This window comes from Bradyrhizobium sp. UNPA324 (assembly GCF_006658635.1).
Lineage (GTDB): Bacteria > Pseudomonadota > Alphaproteobacteria > Rhizobiales > Xanthobacteraceae > Bradyrhizobium > Bradyrhizobium nanningense.
This window is the reverse complement of record NZ_LFJD01000004.1, coordinates 5111135-5127141: the sequence shown is the minus strand read 5'-3', so window position 1 is coordinate 5127141 and position 16007 is coordinate 5111135. Positions and strand designations below refer to the sequence as shown.

Here is a 16007-nt window from a genome sequence, read left to right as displayed (position 1 = left end):
TGAATTCGTGAACTTAACGATGGGTTCGCGCTTGGTTCATTGGAGAACCAGCTTGAGCCGCATGTTCAAACCCTTTGTGTTTCTGATCGCAGCCATCTACTTCCTGGTGGACGCGGTCTTTTTCACTCTCTTCAAACCTGTCTTTCGCCGGTTGGCGAACTGCTGGGTTTTCGAGCGCGTGCGAGCGTGGATCGAGTCGCTTCGCCCATATCCGGCTCTGGCACTGTTCCTCGTGCCGGTCATCTTGCTTGAACCTGTCAAGCCTCTTGCGGCTTACCTGACGGCGACCGGGCACATCGGTCGCGGGTTTGCGCTCCTCATCGTCGGCGAGCTTCTCAAACTCCTGCTCATCGAGCGGCTCTTCTGCGTCAACCGCGACAAGCTGATGTCAATTCCTGCTTTCGCCTGGTGCCACGACAGGTTTTGCCAAGGCCAGGACTGGGTCGCTTCCCTGCCGGCATGGCAACTCGTGCGCGGCTGGAGCTTCAATGCCAAGCGCGCTGTTCAACGACATGCCTTGGACTTCAAGGCTGCGCAGAAGCGAAAGCGGCTTTCCTGGCGATCTTGATCCGTCTCTTCGGCGCGGTCGAGCGGCAGGCGTGGACCGCTGGGAGCTCAGATCGCAACCACATTTGCAGGCCGCGCTCTGTGCGCGCAGGAACGTCGCGGGGTCCTGCCAGTTAGCTCGCCGAGACTTTCACCCCCAGGGAGTATCTGCTATGGAGAACGATCGCATTGCCGGTTCGGCGAAGGAATTCGCCGGTAAGCTCGAGGGCACCGTCGGCGATATCGCCGGAGATGCAAAGAGCCAGGCAGCGGGCCGCCTCCGCGAGGCGAAAGGCACCGCGCAGAACCTGTACGGCCAAGCCAAGGACGCAGCGCGCGACGTTACGGATGCCGCCGCCGACTACGCCAAGGACGCCTATGAGAATAGCGGCGAGACCTTCCGCGACGGCAAACAAGCGATCGCCAGGAAGGTGCAGGATAATCCGCTCGGTTCGATGCTGATCGCCGGCGCGATCGGATTTGTGTTGGCGCAATGGCTTGCGCGCCCGACGCGGCGCGCACGATAGCGTTTGGGACGGGTGCAGCCGAGCAATTGCTGGTTTGGAGATTGAATCATGAGTGACGACATCCCGCTCGCCCCCTTCCCCCACGAAAGCCTGGATCCTGCTTCAGAGCCGAAATCTCCTATCGCGGAAGTCTCCGACGCCGTGAAGGGAACGGCCAATCGGGTTGCGGGTGCGATAGAAGCAGGACGAAAGCCAGGAATGCCGCTGAGCATCCTGAGCAATATCGCGCGCGAAGCCCCTCTTGGCTCTCTGCTGGTCGCCTTCCTGCTGGGAGTTGCCATCGCCCGCCGTCGATGACGGCTTGCGCAGCTCGCGTGATGGTTCAATCGGAGAAAGCGGAACTCTAGGAGGTCGGAGCCGTTGCACCCTATGGCCGGCTCCGTCGGCATAGATTGAATTGGAAAATCAGATGAGAAAGTCATTAATGGTTTCTGCGGCCGTTGCGGCCCTATTGGCCACAACCGGGTTTGCGACAGCTCAAGGCGCCAACCAAGGAGCGGCGAAGGACTCTCCGACGGCCGCTTCGCCGAAAGGTGATCCCGCGGCGCCGATGAATGCACCGGCGGCAAAGGGAGTCGAGAAGGCTACCCCAGGTGCTGGGTCAAAGGAGATGGCGCCCCAACATGCGCAGGGCAAGCCGGATGCGAAAACGACCGTTGACATGAAGGCCGATGGCAAGTCGAAGGCCTCGGAGTCAACGACGCCGGCCGCCACGAAGGACCTGAAGAATCCGGCCGCCGAAACGACGTCGCCTTCGGGCGGCAAGGCGGCGAGCGAGATGAAAGCCGAAAGCAAGACAAAATCGTCAGATTCGGCCGCGACCTCGAAGGACTTGAAGACTCCGACTGCCGAGACCAAGCCCTCGACCTCGGACAACAAGACGACCGGCAACGCCGCAACCGCAGCGACAGCGACGCCTCCCGCCGAGAAGCGCACCCAGATCAGTTCGGCGATGAAGCAAGAGAAGGTCGAGGAAGTTGCAAACGTGAACTTCAACCTCTCGGTCGGAACAGCCGTGCCGGCGGGCGTCCGTTATTACCCGATGCCGGCACGTATCGTCGAGATCTATCCGGAATGGCGTGGATACGATTTCATCCTCGTGCACGGAAGGTACATCGTTCTTCGCCCGCGCACCCACGAGATCGTCTACATCATCGAAGGCTAGGCGACCACGCCAGGCGTATGACAGGCAGTTACGAGGGCGGCTCGAGAGCCGCCCTTGTTGTATGGGTCAACCAGACATGCGAACCTGCCCTGGCATCACTTGCGCCACGCCCTTCCGAAGATCTCGTCAGTTGTCGGCAAATTCAGATACATTTCCCGTGGGAATGCGATCGTCGCCATCAACCGAGCGAATCGTGAGCCCTTAACCCTCGTCGACCGGCGACATCATGGCGATCTTCATCGTCCGGCATAGTACAACGTACCGGTACGAGCGCGAGGTAAGGCTCGGCCGGCATCAGCTAATGGCGCGTCCGCGGGACAGCTTCGATCAACGACTGATTGACTTCTCGCTCGATGTGACGCCGAAGCCCTCAGAGGTGAGATGGCTTCATGATGTCTTTGGGAATTGCGTCGCGCACATCGAATTTGACCGCGCGAGCGATTACTTGCGATTCGACTGTGAAATCAAGGTTGACCACACTCCGGAGAACGCCCCGGACTTCAGGATTGAGGATTACGCGACGGACCATCCATTCACGTATCATGACGAAGAGGCGCCTGACCTGGCACCTTATGTTCAGAGATGGTTCTCCGACCCGGAAGATCATGTTGGCCGGTGGCTGGACACCTTTCTCACGCGGGGGACGAAACGTCCGACGGGCCAGCTCCTGATGACCCTCAATGAAGCAATCTCGGATGGCTTCGCATATGACCGCCGCACGGCGCCAGGAACTCAAATTCCCTCCACCACACTTGAACTGAGGAAAGGCACCTGCAGGGACTTTGCCGTTTTGATGATTGAAGCCGCACGCAGTCTGGGCTTCGCCGCGCGCTTTATCACGGGCTACATCTACGTACCGGATCGCGATGGACCTACCTGGCTGGGTGGGGGAGCCACTCATGCCTGGTGCCAGATTTACGTCCCCGGTTCGGGCTGGGTCGAGTTCGATCCGACCAACGGCATCGTCGGAAACCGGGACTTAATTCGCGTCGCGGTGGCCAGAATCCCGAGCCAGGCCATTCCCCTGTTCGGCACCTATTGGGGAAGTCGCGAGGACGAGCTTGGGATGAATGTGGAGGTCAACGTCAAAACGGCGTCGGCTCTATTGTAGCTGCTGTGATGACGTGGCTGGAACACAAGTACCACCAGGGCGTTGGGGTTCGCGCCGCGCTGTGTCGCGAGTGTAGGGTGAGCACACACAAGATCGAAGCGGTCGAGCAGCCTTCTCGACCTTGGAGGACGCCGAGTGAAGATCCGGGTCGGCTATGAGATGATCTACGAGTTTCCGCAGCCCACACCCATGATCATGGTCCTGGGCGTTCATTTTACCAGGGCTTCCGACGTTATCGTGCCTGACTATCTGACCACTGATCCTCCGGTGGCGATCAACCCATACCGCGATAGCTTCGGTAACTGGTGCAGCCGTATCGTTGCTCCAGCCGGTCGACTGCGGCTGGCGGCTGATGGCATCATTCGCGACACGGGCTTGCCAGACGCCACCGTGCCCTCGGCTTCCCAACACGCGGTCGAGGACTTGCCGGCAGAGACGATCGTGTATCTTCTCGGCAGTCGCTATTGCGAAACCGACCAGCTATCCGACACCGCGTGGAAGCTCTTCGAGAAGCGACCGCCCGGATGGGCGCGCGTTCAGGCGATCTGCGATTTCGTCCACAATCACATTCAATTCGGCTACGAGCACGCGCGCGCCACCAAGACCTCCCGGGAAGTGTACCACGAGGGCAAGGGCGTTTGTCGCGACTTTGCGCATCTGGCCATTACGTTCTGCCGCTGCATGAACATTCCGGCAAGGTACTGCACCGGGTATTTGGGCGACATCGGCATGCCACCCCCCTATGCCCCAGGAGACTTCGCCGGATGGTTCGAGGCCTACATTGGCGGACGTTGGTACGCGTTCGATCCGCGCAACAACGTGCCACGGATTGGACGCATCCTGATTGCCCAGGGACGTGACGCTGCTGACGTTCCGATTACGCAGACCTTCGGGCCCAACACCCTGGTGAGCTTTAAGGTGTGGACCGACGAGATCACTTCCTAGCAACGCGACTTGCGGCTTTCCTGGAACGAATGTCGGCGGCGTTGCTTGGTAACGGGCGACCGGATGCAAGTGCCCCCACGCATCCGATGAAATGACGGCCCCAGCGCGCCCCCACGCCCTGGGGCCGTTCCTTTAGGAAAGCCCTTCTGGTCTGCTCTCTGGGCCTGGGCTTCTCGCCCAAATCAGCACTTCACCGTTTCGAAACCGAGATCGCCGTCAGCCAGTCACTTTCGGGGCGCCGTTGGGCTTCTTCGGTATCAGCCATTTCCTCATCTCAGCGGCAAAGCCAAGTTGCTCGGCTTTTCTGATGGCTTCGAATCGCATCGCTCCAGGCGGCAACTGCCTTGCTTGCGCCAGAGCCTCGGATGCCCGGGTAGCCCAATCGTGACGATCCAGATCGTTCCACGGCAGCGTTTTCATTTCATCGTCCTCACTGTGGCACTCGAAAGCCAGCACCGGTCGCAGCGTCGCGCGAGGTGTTAGGGGTCCTGGCCTCTGACCCGAGCACGCTCGCCCCCTGCGGAATAAAGGTAGCGGCACTGTCGAACTCTCTCTCACCGATCGGCGCCCACGGCCGGTGCGATCGCAGCAGTATGGACCCGGCAGCGCCGCACGCTGGTCAATATTGCTCACGACAGGGAGTTCGACGGGATCATCGCAGTCCGCGGCAATGCTCTTTGCACCACGCTGGACGCCAAACGATGCCAACTATCGTGCAAGTTTATTTGGACCCTGGGCTCGTTGTCCGGACCTTTGATCCCCATATCTATTTGAGTCTGATCACCCCATCGGGGTTTGTTCGGAAGGGCCGCGACTTTCAACGAAAGGGGCCCGGCATGTTTAGATCTCAGCAATCTCGGGCGAGAGAAGCCAAGCACGGCGAACTGGCCGAGCACCCGCCCGATCCGGATGAGAACCGCTCGTATGGTGCAGCCCTTGCGGCCCAAGAAGAACGTGTTTTGCGGTGTCTGGGCGCGGCCATCATCATACGATGGAACGCCCTGCCGACGACGCTGCAACGGCCGATCTTCGACACTGCGGGGTCGGTCGGCAAGTTACTGGCGACATCGGCGCTCCGCAGCCAAATCGCCCGGTTTCTTCACAACCACAAGGATGATGCCGGTCGCGGCAAATTACCGGTGACAGAAGACTCGCCTGCCGATGCAAGATCAAGTGCCCTGGCGCTGTCGCGATGGGACAACGAGGGAGGAGCAGTCCACGACTGCCCGCCGATGTAGATGGACGCCGATAACAGGAGGACTCCCATGTCGCTTACACAGTTTCGGGTCGATGACGGACCACACGTCATGGATGGACTAAGGCTTCTCGCTCAGGATGGAAATGATTGCGTGGAAGCGTTTATTGGGCGGAAGGTGATGGACGTCTGGGCGGACTCCATCGAGCATGGTGGTGGGCGACAAAGCCTGTTTCGCGATCAATACAATGCGCTTGGCAGACTGAACCTTCCCGCACTTCAGCGGATCGTGAGCGCGAAATACCAGCGAGGCGCGGTATTCAACCGACAGCATCCCTTCGTCGAGGTTCTATTCTCCGACATTGCGGACAGCGGGGAGGCGCTGGATCTGAGTCAACTGGTTCGAGAGACGTTGCCACCGGCATTTCACAGGATGGCCTGAGTCTCTGATTCCGAGAATGCTGCGACGTTGGCAGCGTCGCCGCGGAACCCTCTCGAGCCTGGGCCGTTCCAGACTTGCAACAGTCGTCAAGAGTATTGAGGAGCCACCGGTGCGAATACTTATGGTCGAGGACGATCCACTTGTCCGCGAATTGGTGGTCGACGCTCTGCGCGAGGAAGGCTACGAGGTCTTTCACGCCTCCAATGGTGAGCAAGCGCTGGCATTGTGCAAGAGGCAGATCGCGGACGTTCTGGTCACCGACATCAGGCTGCCCGGCGGAGTTGACGGGTGGCAGATCGCCGAACGTTGTCGGGAGCATGATCCCCAGCTGCAGGTGATCTACGCGACCGGCTTCTCGCCCGTCGAGGCCCGTCCGGTGCCTGGCAGTCTCACCTTGCACAAGCCCTACCAACCCGACCGCATCGTCGAAGCGGTCAGACAAATGGGAAAAGAAAGACGGCCTCCTTCCATCAGCTGACGGCGCTCCTTGCGGTCCGTCGATCGCCAATAGCTGACTTGCAGACATCTGCGGTGTGGCTTCCGCTTCGCCAAGGAAATCATTCAATGCGCGCAAATCTGCCCATAGGCTCTACGTCCGCGAATGCTCAACCAAGCGGCAATTGGTTCGCCCGGCTGGCAGTTGCGACCTCGCGCATTTCCGGCCGACCGACGACCTTTCTGCTGGCAGTTGCCGTCGTACTCGTGTGGGCGATCACAGGTCCCTTATTCGGCTTCAGCGATACCTGGCAGCTCGTCATCAACACGGGCACGACAATCGTGACGTTCCTGATGGTCTTTCTGATCCAGGCAACGCAGAACCGCGACACGCTGGCCTTGCAGTTGAAACTCGACGAATTGATCCTGGCGACCAAGGCCGCAAGCAACCGCATTGCGGGCATCGAGGAGGCGTCGGATGAAGAAATCAAGCAAGCGAAAGTCGAGATGCTCGAGCGCGCCGGCTGATCCGGATCGGCTCGCAGGACCGGACATCTCCACTGCATTCAGGCCTCGCAAACCGGACCGCGGCCCGGCGACGTTGGAGGAACTGCACGATAAAGGGCGATTCAGGGAGTCCTGATGGCAGGCACAATCAAACGAAATAACGTTCGCGTTCGCGGCGCCGGCCACCGGACGATGATCTTCGCACACGGCTTCGGGTGCGACCAGAACATGTGGCGCTTTGTGGCTCCCGCGTTCGAAAAGGATTTCATGACCGTTGTGTTCGACCACGTCGGCGCCGGCGGCTCCGACCTTTCGGCCTACGACAGCGCCAAATATTCGACCCTGTCCGGCTACACCAAAGACGTGGTCGAAATCGGCACGGAGCTCGGATTGAAGGATTCCGTCTTCGTGGGACATTCCGTCAGCAGCATGATCGGCGTGCTGGCCGCCCGACAAGCCCCCGGGATGTTCGGCAAGCTCGTGCTTATCGGTCCGTCACCCCGTTACATCGACGACGACGGATACGTTGGTGGGTTCAGCGCTCAGCAGATCGAGGAATTGCTCAGGTTTCTCGACTCGAACCACATGGGTTGGTCGATGCAGATGGCGCCGATGATCATGGGCAATCCCGATCGACCGGAACTGGGTCAGGAGCTAACCAATAGCTTCTGCAGCGCGGATCCCGAAATCGCCAAAGCGTTCGCCCGGGTGACCTTCACCTCCGACAACCGCGAAGACCTCGCGGAGGTCTCCCTTCCGACCCTCGTTCTCCAGTGCAGCGAGGATATTATCGCCCCTCCGGAGGTCGGCGAGTTTGTCGCCCGCAATATTCCCAACAGCCGGATGATAGTCCTGGACGCGACCGGGCATTGCCCAAATCTGAGCGCGCCGGAAGAGGTCATCGCGGCGATGCGACCTTTTGTCTAGTGCGCGCCTCCGATCCCCAGTTCAAGGACATGATCGACAATGCGCCCTGCGGTTACGTCACCCTGCAGCCGAACGGCCGGATCGAGTACGTCAACCTCACCTTCCTGGAATGGAGCGGACATACGGCGCCACAGATGATCGGGACGCGCTTCAGCGATTTCCTGACCATGCCGGGCCGCATCTATTACGAAACCCATATCGCGCCGCTGCTCCGAATGCAGGGATCCTTCGACGAATTCGCCATCGACGTGTTGACCGCCGCCGGTACGCCGCTGCAGATGATCGCCAACGCGAACGAGCGCCGCGATCCGGAAGGAAGGCTGCTGCTCATCCGTCTAGCCCTGATCAAGGCGACGGATCGGCGGCGCTACGAGCACGAGCTTCTGGCCGCCCGAGAATTGGCGATTGGCGCCGAGAAGGCGACGCAAGAACTGCTGCGGCTCGAGCACGAAACCTCCGAGTTGCGCGAACAGTTCATCGCCGTGCTCGGTCACGATCTTCGCAATCCTCTCGCCTCCATTAGCGCCGGCGCGAGAATTCTCGACCGAACCGTCCATAGCGAAAAGGAACACCAGATCATCGCCATGATGCAGACCACGGTCATGCGAATGGCCTCGATGATCGACAACGTTCTCGACTTCGCGCGCGGTCGGCTGGGCGGCGGCATTACCCTGGAACGCGATGCAAGAGCGCCGCTCGAACCTGCCCTTGCCCAGGTGGTCGACGAACTGAGACTGGCCTCACCCGGCCGGGTCATCGAGACCGAATTTGCCATCCACGAGCCGGTGAACTGCGATCGCATCCGCATCGGCCAGCTCCTCTCCAACCTTCTCGGCAACGCGGTGACGCACGGGGCAACCGACAAACCCATCGTAGTTCACGCCGAGACGCGAAAGGGATCGTTCGAACTCTGGGTAGCCAATGCGGGTGAGGCGATTCCGGAAACGGTGATGGAGAAGTTGTTCGAACCGTTCTTCCGCGGCAAAGCTCGTGCGAGCAAGCAGGGGCTTGGATTGGGGCTCTACATCGCCTCTCAGATCGCAAAGGCCCATGGGGGCGCTTTGACCGTCGCATCGAACTCCGCTGGAACCCGCTTCACCTTCTCTATGCCTCTTTCGTAGCCTGCCAGCACTGGCCGTGCCCCGCCGGCGGTACGTCCTCAATCCATCACCAAGACGCTGCGATTATCCTTCGAGGACGTGCCCCAAAGCCTTTAGCGGACGGACGCGATCGCTGACGATCTTCAGAATGGCCAGCATTGGAACAGCCAGGATCGCGCCAGGCACCCCCCACATCCAGAACCAGAACACCAGCGACAGGATGATCAGCACGGGATTCAGGGTGAAGCGTCGCGCAAGCAGCATGGGAGTCAGGGTCTCGCCCTCGGCGAGGTGGATGCAGAAGTAAAGAATCGCCGGCAGCAAGGCCCACCACAAGCTGTCGAAACTCAACATTCCGGCGAGCAGGAAGATGACGGTTCCCAACAACGGCCCCAGAATTGGAACGTAGTTGAGCAGGAAAGCAGCGGCTCCCCACAACAAGGGATCTCCAAGCCCGCAGAGGTACATCGCAGCCGCCGTCGCAATTCCCACCGCAGCATTCATGGCCGTGATCGTGAGCAGATAGGCCGATATGTCCGCTTCGATCTGCTGGAAGATGTCCACAGCCTGCCTCTTGTCGGCAAAATTCGGCAGCACCTCGACGATGCGTCGCAGAAAAATGTCGCCTGCGACCAGAAGGAAATAGAGCACCAGAACCGTCGTGAACAGGCCGTCGAGCACGGCGCGCGTTCCGGCAAAGAGCACGCCGGTCAGACCGAGATCGCGGCGAACCGAAACGGTGGGCTCCTTTTTCCCGGGAGAGTCCGCGACGTGCTCCGCCTGCTGGACAACCTTTTGCAGCGCTTCGATCGGGCGCTTCAGGACGACCAGATGAGTTTCCAGGCGCGGTAAGCCGTCCGGCAACTTCTCCGCCCACGACGCGGCGGGTACTGACAAGGCTGCCACGAAGCCCACGAGCGCTCCCACGACCAGCAGGATCGCCAAGAGCGCGCCGACGGCTCGGGGTAGGCCGATACGCTCGAGAAGATCCACGGCAGGTTGCAGAATGAGTTGCAACACGAAGGCGAGCACCACGGGCAATATGATCGAGCTTGCCACGTATACGGCTGCCAGGACGGCCAATGTCAACAGGCTACCGAGAAAGAACGTCTGCGGACTGGACGGCAGCGGCATCTCGACATTGTCGACCGCCTGCGTTGGCAAGGCCCCCGATTCCGACGCGCCGGCGTCCTGCCCTGGCGACGTGGGGAGCTCCTGCGGCAACATCGAAAGCGAAACCAAGGGGTCTCCTCCATCCTCCACGCAAATCTGTCCTGCCGGCAGCCAGGTCTCCCTGCGCGGTCATGGCGAGCGGTACTCGCCACCGCATCGCCGCATCCGACGGACTAGTGCAGGGTCTCGGCAGCGGCTTCGTCGATAGCCGCCATCAGATCTCGCGTGGCAGATTGCTGGATCATATGTCCGGCTCCGGCAATGCGGTGCAGCTTGCTCTGCTTGACCTCGTCATGCAGCCTGGCCGATTGCTCATCGATATCGATCAAACGATCATCCTCGCCCGCGAGTATGATCGTCGGCATGTCGAGTTCGCCGTAGGTCTTCGAAGAAGCAAATGCAGCGGGAACCATCAACGTCGATTCCGCCGCACTGGCGCGGAGCTGTGATGGCCGGACGGCCATTTCCTTCGGAAAGCCGGCGAATTTGCCGGGGACTGGTTGCGGGCCAAACACCTTGCGCAACATTGCCGGCCACATCAATCGACCCAGGATCGGTGAGACGGTGTAGCTGATGATATCGCCAAGCGCGGGTGTGGCGGGTAGAGATGAGGCCACTGCGTCGGCTCGCGCGCTCGGAAAATAGTATCCCGATGCCAGCACCAGCGCTTCGACGAAGGAAGGATGCCTTATCGCCAGCGCAATCGCGACCGACGCCCCCCACGAATGCCCGAGCACGATGGCTCGCTGAACGCCCAGCCCATCAAATGCCTTCCTGAACAGGTCCGCCTGTGCCTCCGGCGTCCAAACCACGTTTCGCGGCCGCAGGCTATGCCCGAATCCCGGTCGGTCGAAGACGATGACCCTGTAATTCTCGGCTGCCAGATCGATCAGGCCGCTCGACTCGAAATCCTGGATCATGCTGCCATTGCCGTGGAAGAGAACCAGCGGCCGGCCATTGCCGCGCTCCACATAGTGCAGCCGAACCCCGTCGACGTCGATGAACCGACCCCGTGGCGGGTTATCACGCTGCGCTTTATCGGCAAGATGCCGGTTCGCGATCGCCGTCGCCGCCACAAGGGTAGCGGCCCCAGCAAACGCGGCGATGGCGGGATATCGCCTGAAGGCGGCCAGACAGTCGGACAGGAATGCGGAAGAACGTGTTTGCGAAAAAGCCATGTGCAACACCTCAAGTGGTCTGCACGACGCCTCACGCCAATGAGAAATGTTGCAGGTGATGCTCAACGGGGACGAGCGAGCTTTCGTTCCACGCGGTCAATCGCAGCTTTGGGAACATAGAGACCTCGGTCCCGTTCAACATTGTTACTCTTCCCAAGGAGTGACTGGTCCAATGACTAACAAGAAGAACTCGAATGAGAAGCAGCCCGGCGAGAACCCCGATGGCAAGTACCACTTCAATCCCGGAAATATGGCAGGGAAAACGCCGGAGGATGCGGAGCAGACCGACAAAAATCGCGGCACTCTGCATGATCACAAGGAAGAGCCCGGCGGTTAGAACTTGTCGATGAGGCCGCCGCTTGGCGGCCTCGCTTTCTCTCGCTGTGGCCGGTGAAGGGCACGGCCGCTGTGATTTTGCTCAGACTCAGACTGATGACCGTTCTACGCTAACAGAGACATCCATAGAGCCGGAACGAAAAGCCCGGCCACGAGGGCCGGGCCGATCGGAAGTATGAGTCCAAGTCAGGCAATCAAACAACAGAGCGCGGGTAGACAGCGCTGTCTGTTCAAAAAGGAACAGAATGCGCGGACCGCTGGCACTCGCCGTGCAACTGCGTGGGAATGTTGCTAGGGTCGTACAGGTCTGCGCAGGGCACCCGATTTGTGGAAGCCTTCGCCTAGGGTGACGTCGTGCGGCAATGTGTCCATCCATATTGTCCGAATGGTCTCCACGCAGGCTGAGTGAGCAAATTGGTACAGCCGCCCATCGATCGACATGCTTGGCTTCCTCGGCTATCTCGATCCTCCAAGTCAAAGGCGACACCATGGACATCTCCCAGGAGACAAAGGCGACCGCGCGCTCCGTTCTGTGGGGTGCTGTGGCTGGGGCGATCGCCCTGGCGATCGTTGGCTTCAGCTGGGGCGGCTGGGTAACCGGCGGGTCCGCAGAGACCCTCGCTGCAAGCCGCGCTGCGACGGCCGTCGTCGCAGCTCTCACACCCATCTGCGTTGAAAAGTTTCGACAGGCCGCTGATGCCTCGGCGAACCTGACCGAAATGAAGAAGACGACCTATGTATCGGAACAAGGCAAGTTCGTTGAAAAGGGAGGTTGGGCCACGATGCCGGGAAGCACCGAGCCAAATTCGGCCGTTGCAAGGGCTTGTGCCGAATCGCTCGGCCGCGAAAAAGCGGTTGAGCAACGCGGATAGCCGACCAACCTGCGCAGGGCGATCTGCGCAGTTTCTCGGGGTGTCCATACCTTGGGAGTCCCCCTGCGGGCCGGAATCCCCTGATGTGATTTCCGTTCCCGATCTCGCGCGCTGCGCCTTCCACGAAGCGGACATTCTGCTAATATTACGGGGCACTACACCTAGGGAATGAGAGCGTCCATTTGGCCAAGCCTGCGAAGGACAAGTTTGATCCCAAGACCTTCCTCGCCAAGGTTGGGACAGGAAAATCGATCTCGAAGCTTGGCAAGGGTCAGAACGTGTTCGTGCAGGGAGATGTCGCGGACGCGGTTTTCTACATTCAAAAAGGAAAAATCAAGCTCACGGTCGTCTCCGACCAGGGCAAGGAAGCCGTCGTCGGGATGTTGGAGCCGGGACAATTCTTTGGTGAAGGTTGTCTCAACGGCCAGCCATTGCGTATCGCGACGACTACGGCAATGGAAGACAGCGTCATCACCAGAATATCGAAGCCGGCAATGATTTCAGCGCTCGAAGGCAGGCCCAAGTTCTCCCAATTGTTCATGGCGTACCTGCTCACGCGCAATAGCCGAATCGAAGAAGATCTGATCGACCAACTATTCAACTCCAGCGAAAAACGTTTGGCGCGGCTGTTGCTTCTGCTCGCGAATTTCGGCAAGGAAACCAGCCCGCAGCCTATTGGGGTCAAGATCAGTCAGGAAACACTTGCCGAAATGATCGGCGCGACCCGATCGCGAGTTAGTTTCTTCATGAATAAATTCCGCAGGCTTGGGTTCATCAGCTACAATGGAAAAATCGAGGTCCATAGCTCGCTCCTGAACGCCGTTTTGATTGAGAAGTCGGAGCTGGGCCGGAAGGACTGACCGGCGCGCGACCGGTCGATTGATCGACTGCAGATGCGTGGCATCGCCATTTGGAGGTCGGGGACGTCGGCCCCCTCGCCGGTCTTTGGCATTCGCCCTCTCGCTGGATCGCTGCGATGCTGATCGCGATCCAGTATGGTTGTCATTTGGTATGATCGCGGCAGCATCGCTGCCGAGCGCGATCGAGATCAAGCCGAGGGAAGTCGTTTCAAGGTCGATCAAGCAAGGTGATGCGCTGAATGCATTCGGCGTACAGATCACGCATCGAGACGATTCCGCCGAACGAACACGGCGAGGACAGTCAGCCGACGTTTCAATTCGAAGGCACCTCAGACCGGTCTTACCTCGCGTGCCCTGCATCAGGGCGCGTGAGCAGGTGGGGACCAACAAGTGGCGCGTCGAAGAGTGAGCAAAATTGCACAGCGACCGCGAGCTGGATGTGATCGGATGACGCCGGGCGTCGCGGGCCGCCCCCGCGCCGTTCGGGCGGCCCGAGATCTCGACCAGTGCCGAACTCGGGCCGCTCTTGTTTGGCTTGGCGCAGGAGCGCGAGAAGCAGGACGGACCGCTGAACCGTGATCGATCATGGAAGCGCGCGATCTGTAATGAAATTGGTGGCCGCAGATCCGCGGAACCTGAAAGGTCGATATGACGCTAAAGATCAAAGAGCATACCTGCCCTGGATGCAGCGGAACGGGCTTCGCTCCGACGATGCAGCCGGTGGAACCGGGCCGAAAGATCTACCCAGCGAAATGCCAGTCATGCAAAGGCAAGGGCAGGATCACGGACGCCGACTAAGGCAAAGGCTCATTCTTATCCGCTCGCGGCGTGTATGTCGGAGTGCGCAGGCCGGCCGGCGCGCGGGCCGATCACGGAAATTGATTCCGCCAAGCCTCGTTCTTCCGCTCACATGCACTGCCTGGCACCACCGCGCCCCCTCAGCCGTTATCGGTGTACAAGATGGAAGCAAAGCGGATGTCGTCCGATAAGATATCGATGCCGGTTTGGCATGAAAAGCACTTGCGTGCTGCGACCGACGCCGCCGGCGTGGCCTTGTGGGCCTGGAACGTGGATACGGACGCTATTACGATGGACGAACGCGCCTACGACCTGTGGGACGTTCCGAAGAGTGAAAAACACATCACATTCGAGATCTTGTCCAGGAACATCCATCCTGCCGATCTGGAACGAGTCAGGTCTGCGTTTGCCGCTACTCGCGCAATAGTAGGCGCTTACGAGATTGACTTTCGCATCTTGTTCGACGGCGACATCCGTTGGATCTCCGCGCGCGGGCAAGGCGACGATGCGGACATCGCCGATCGAACCATGTTTGGCATCTTCCTCGATGTTACCCAACGCAAGCAAGCCGAAGAAGCGAACGAGTTGCTTGCCGGTGAGATGAGCCATCGCGTGAAGAACCTTCTGACTATCGCGACCGCGCTTACTCAATTTACATCGCGTTCGGCCGCAACCAAAGAAGACATGGCCCACGAGCTAACAAATCGGCTGATGGCCTTGGGACGTGCACAGGATCTCATTCGCCCCATACCGGGAAGGAAGAGCGAAGGAGCGCTTCTTGGTGACCTCGTCTCCATCTTGCTCGCGCCTTACGACGAAAGAGAGGCGAGCGTCCGCATTCGCGTTTCGGTGCCGAAGATGAATGTCGGCGAGATGTCGAGTACAACGCTCGCTCTTGTGCTGCACGAACTGGCAACGAACTCGGCGAAATACGGTTCGCTATCGCTGGCAAGCGGCACCTTGGACGTGTCGTGCAATGCCCATGGCGACGAAGTCGTCGTGACCTGGACCGAGCGGGGCGGCCCGCCTCTTAAGGCTCCCGCAATGCTCGATGGCTTTGGAAGCAAATTGGTGCAGCGGAGCATGGCGGCCCAACTCGGTGGCTCCATCGCATTCGACTGGTCGGAAGAGGGGCTGGTCGTTACGCTGATCATGAGCAAAGACCGCCTGGCAAGGTGAGGAACCTTGAGACCTTCGCACAGTAGCGTCCGGCGCAACGCGGAGCCTGGAAGACAGAGATCAGGTCCGCGTTCCGGAGTGGCTGACGCTTCCGGGAGACTGCATGGGGCGGCCTCGCACAATGCCCATCCGCTCGACCTCTGCGGCCAGCGCCTGCGCCTAACCCGGCAATCCGCCCGAAAGGCCAGCCCGGGACGCTGCAGATATGCCGCTTCCCGTGGACGACGCCAAGGCGTCGCCCACCATGCCACAGCAACCGCAACACGAAGCACAACAGTTTCAAGCCGCAATTCCAATTGACCGCGGCTCGCGCATGCCGGAGAGCAGCCAGAACGCTTCGCTCCCGGGCGAGACCAACTTGGAAAGGTGGGCGACAAGGAGATGCGCATGAATATGTTCGAGATTACGATCGCACGCATCGAGGTGATTCTGCCGAATGAACGTGGCGAGGACATTCGCCTGACGTTTCAGTTCGAAAGCCGTCAGACCACTTTTACCTTGCCAATTTTCCTGAAGTCTTGCGAATTCGACGATACCGAGATCGTCAGGGTAGCCCGAAGCCAATTACACGACGTTTTCGCGCAGCTTTGCAGCCAGTGCGAGGATTGGCAGCTGACAGAGGACGAGCGTCGCGAGCTCGCAAGGATAAGCGTGCGGCCTGGCGTCAAGGCGCAGGAGTAGCTCGGGAACAAAAGCAGCTATTGAACTGGA

The 16007-nt window shown here is 59.9% G+C and carries 20 protein-coding genes; 17 read left to right on the top strand and 3 right to left on the bottom strand.

What is annotated here, in order from left to right; all coding sequences use genetic code 11:
• Window positions 1-61 precede the first annotated feature (61 nt).
• The 6 genes from UNPA324_RS24635 to UNPA324_RS24605 all read left to right on the top strand — a co-directional run bounded on the left by UNPA324_RS24635 (window position 62) and on the right by UNPA324_RS24605 (window position 4294).
• Complete coding sequence (locus UNPA324_RS24635; protein WP_141939003.1) at window positions 62-568, top strand: hypothetical protein; 507 nt, start codon at window positions 62-64, stop codon at window positions 566-568.
• A gap of 151 nt (window positions 569-719) precedes the next feature.
• Window positions 720-1073, top strand: a complete 354-nt coding sequence (locus tag UNPA324_RS24630; RefSeq protein ID WP_141936393.1) for a CsbD family protein — start codon at window positions 720-722, stop codon at window positions 1071-1073.
• A gap of 48 nt (window positions 1074-1121) precedes the next feature.
• Complete coding sequence (locus tag UNPA324_RS24625) at window positions 1122-1370, top strand: hypothetical protein (RefSeq protein ID WP_141936390.1); 249 nt, start codon at window positions 1122-1124, stop codon at window positions 1368-1370.
• Window positions 1371-1497: 127 nt separating this feature from the next.
• Window positions 1498-2238 carry a DUF1236 domain-containing protein gene (locus UNPA324_RS24615; RefSeq protein WP_502705470.1) on the top strand — a complete coding sequence of 247 codons (741 nt, stop codon included), beginning with the start codon at window positions 1498-1500 and terminating at the stop codon, window positions 2236-2238.
• Between the two features lie 226 nt (window positions 2239-2464).
• Entirely contained in the window at window positions 2465-3349 is an 885-nt protein-coding gene (locus UNPA324_RS24610; RefSeq protein WP_038959674.1) for a transglutaminase family protein, read from the top strand.
• A gap of 135 nt (window positions 3350-3484) precedes the next feature.
• Window positions 3485-4294 (top strand): transglutaminase-like domain-containing protein, encoded by an 810-nt coding sequence (locus UNPA324_RS24605; protein WP_141936388.1) that lies wholly within the window; start codon window positions 3485-3487, stop codon window positions 4292-4294.
• 216 nt (window positions 4295-4510) lie between these two features.
• Here UNPA324_RS24605 and UNPA324_RS24600 read toward each other — a convergent pair whose 3' ends face one another.
• Entirely contained in the window at window positions 4511-4714 is a 204-nt protein-coding gene (locus tag UNPA324_RS24600) for a hypothetical protein (protein ID WP_228749543.1), read from the bottom strand.
• A gap of 416 nt (window positions 4715-5130) precedes the next feature.
• On the opposite strand from UNPA324_RS24600, the gene UNPA324_RS24595 reads away from it, so the two are divergent.
• The 6 genes from UNPA324_RS24595 (at window position 5131) to UNPA324_RS24570 (ending at window position 8921) form a co-directional block, all read left to right on the top strand.
• Window positions 5131-5532 carry a hypothetical protein gene (locus UNPA324_RS24595; RefSeq protein ID WP_141936385.1) on the top strand — a complete coding sequence of 134 codons (402 nt, stop codon included), beginning with the start codon at window positions 5131-5133 and terminating at the stop codon, window positions 5530-5532.
• Window positions 5533-5559: 27 nt separating this feature from the next.
• Window positions 5560-5931: a signal transduction histidine kinase gene (locus tag UNPA324_RS24590; RefSeq protein WP_181769505.1), complete on the top strand. Its 372-nt coding sequence runs from the start codon at window positions 5560-5562 to the stop codon at window positions 5929-5931.
• 121 nt (window positions 5932-6052) lie between these two features.
• Window positions 6053-6409, top strand: coding sequence for a response regulator (locus UNPA324_RS24585; RefSeq protein ID WP_035632832.1), 357 nt, complete (start codon window positions 6053-6055; stop codon window positions 6407-6409).
• A gap of 86 nt (window positions 6410-6495) precedes the next feature.
• Entirely contained in the window at window positions 6496-6894 is a 399-nt protein-coding gene (locus UNPA324_RS24580; RefSeq protein WP_039153463.1) for a low affinity iron permease family protein, read from the top strand.
• 114 nt (window positions 6895-7008) lie between these two features.
• Window positions 7009-7800: an alpha/beta fold hydrolase gene (locus tag UNPA324_RS24575; protein WP_141936381.1), complete on the top strand. Its 792-nt coding sequence runs from the start codon at window positions 7009-7011 to the stop codon at window positions 7798-7800.
• 29 nt (window positions 7801-7829) lie between these two features.
• Window positions 7830-8921 carry a PAS domain-containing sensor histidine kinase gene (locus UNPA324_RS24570; protein ID WP_502705457.1) on the top strand — a complete coding sequence of 364 codons (1092 nt, stop codon included), beginning with the start codon at window positions 7830-7832 and terminating at the stop codon, window positions 8919-8921.
• A gap of 63 nt (window positions 8922-8984) precedes the next feature.
• Here UNPA324_RS24570 and UNPA324_RS24565 read toward each other — a convergent pair whose 3' ends face one another.
• On the bottom strand, window positions 8985-10163 hold the full coding sequence (locus UNPA324_RS24565) for an AI-2E family transporter (protein ID WP_141936375.1): 1179 nt from the start codon (window positions 10161-10163) through the stop codon (window positions 8985-8987).
• A gap of 83 nt (window positions 10164-10246) precedes the next feature.
• Window positions 10247-11251, bottom strand: a complete 1005-nt coding sequence (locus tag UNPA324_RS24560; RefSeq protein ID WP_038959683.1) for an alpha/beta fold hydrolase — start codon at window positions 11249-11251, stop codon at window positions 10247-10249.
• Between the two features lie 172 nt (window positions 11252-11423).
• Here UNPA324_RS24560 and UNPA324_RS35300 point away from each other — a divergent pair, with 172 nt between their 5' ends.
• The 5 genes from UNPA324_RS35300 (at window position 11424) to UNPA324_RS24535 (ending at window position 15977) form a co-directional block, all read left to right on the top strand.
• Window positions 11424-11588: a hypothetical protein gene (locus UNPA324_RS35300; RefSeq protein WP_181769504.1), complete on the top strand. Its 165-nt coding sequence runs from the start codon at window positions 11424-11426 to the stop codon at window positions 11586-11588.
• 487 nt (window positions 11589-12075) lie between these two features.
• The gene (locus UNPA324_RS24555) at window positions 12076-12459 is read left to right on the top strand and encodes a hypothetical protein (RefSeq protein WP_181769503.1); all 384 of its coding nucleotides are present in this window, start codon (window positions 12076-12078) and stop codon (window positions 12457-12459) included.
• Window positions 12460-12641: 182 nt separating this feature from the next.
• On the top strand, window positions 12642-13319 hold the full coding sequence (locus tag UNPA324_RS24550; protein WP_141936368.1) for a Crp/Fnr family transcriptional regulator: 678 nt from the start codon (window positions 12642-12644) through the stop codon (window positions 13317-13319).
• A gap of 975 nt (window positions 13320-14294) precedes the next feature.
• Window positions 14295-15296 carry a sensor histidine kinase gene (locus tag UNPA324_RS24540; protein ID WP_181769502.1) on the top strand — a complete coding sequence of 334 codons (1002 nt, stop codon included), beginning with the start codon at window positions 14295-14297 and terminating at the stop codon, window positions 15294-15296.
• 387 nt (window positions 15297-15683) lie between these two features.
• On the top strand, window positions 15684-15977 hold the full coding sequence (locus tag UNPA324_RS24535) for a hypothetical protein (protein WP_246667208.1): 294 nt from the start codon (window positions 15684-15686) through the stop codon (window positions 15975-15977).
• The last annotated feature ends 30 nt before the right edge of the window (window positions 15978-16007 follow it).

Coding starts and splice junctions, on each gene's coding strand:
- UNPA324_RS24635 (WP_141939003.1), top strand. CDS start 62: ATGTTCAAACCCTTTGTGTTTCTGATCGCAGCCATCTACTTCCTGGTG.
- UNPA324_RS24630 (WP_141936393.1), top strand. CDS start 720: ATGGAGAACGATCGCATTGCCGGTTCGGCGAAGGAATTCGCCGGTAAG.
- UNPA324_RS24625 (WP_141936390.1), top strand. CDS start 1,122: ATGAGTGACGACATCCCGCTCGCCCCCTTCCCCCACGAAAGCCTGGAT.
- UNPA324_RS24615 (WP_502705470.1), top strand. CDS start 1,498: ATGGTTTCTGCGGCCGTTGCGGCCCTATTGGCCACAACCGGGTTTGCG.
- UNPA324_RS24610 (WP_038959674.1), top strand. CDS start 2,465: ATGGCGATCTTCATCGTCCGGCATAGTACAACGTACCGGTACGAGCGC.
- UNPA324_RS24600 (WP_228749543.1), bottom strand. CDS start 4,714: ATGAAAACGCTGCCGTGGAACGATCTGGATCGTCACGATTGGGCTACC.
- UNPA324_RS24595 (WP_141936385.1), top strand. CDS start 5,131: ATGTTTAGATCTCAGCAATCTCGGGCGAGAGAAGCCAAGCACGGCGAA.
- UNPA324_RS24590 (WP_181769505.1), top strand. CDS start 5,560: ATGTCGCTTACACAGTTTCGGGTCGATGACGGACCACACGTCATGGAT.
- UNPA324_RS24585 (WP_035632832.1), top strand. CDS start 6,053: ATGGTCGAGGACGATCCACTTGTCCGCGAATTGGTGGTCGACGCTCTG.
- UNPA324_RS24580 (WP_039153463.1), top strand. CDS start 6,496: ATGCGCGCAAATCTGCCCATAGGCTCTACGTCCGCGAATGCTCAACCA.
- UNPA324_RS24575 (WP_141936381.1), top strand. CDS start 7,009: ATGGCAGGCACAATCAAACGAAATAACGTTCGCGTTCGCGGCGCCGGC.
- UNPA324_RS24570 (WP_502705457.1), top strand. CDS start 7,830: ATGATCGACAATGCGCCCTGCGGTTACGTCACCCTGCAGCCGAACGGC.
- UNPA324_RS24560 (WP_038959683.1), bottom strand. CDS start 11,251: ATGGCTTTTTCGCAAACACGTTCTTCCGCATTCCTGTCCGACTGTCTG.
- UNPA324_RS35300 (WP_181769504.1), top strand. CDS start 11,424: ATGACTAACAAGAAGAACTCGAATGAGAAGCAGCCCGGCGAGAACCCC.
- UNPA324_RS24555 (WP_181769503.1), top strand. CDS start 12,076: ATGGACATCTCCCAGGAGACAAAGGCGACCGCGCGCTCCGTTCTGTGG.
- UNPA324_RS24540 (WP_181769502.1), top strand. CDS start 14,295: ATGTCGTCCGATAAGATATCGATGCCGGTTTGGCATGAAAAGCACTTG.
- UNPA324_RS24535 (WP_246667208.1), top strand. CDS start 15,684: ATGAATATGTTCGAGATTACGATCGCACGCATCGAGGTGATTCTGCCG.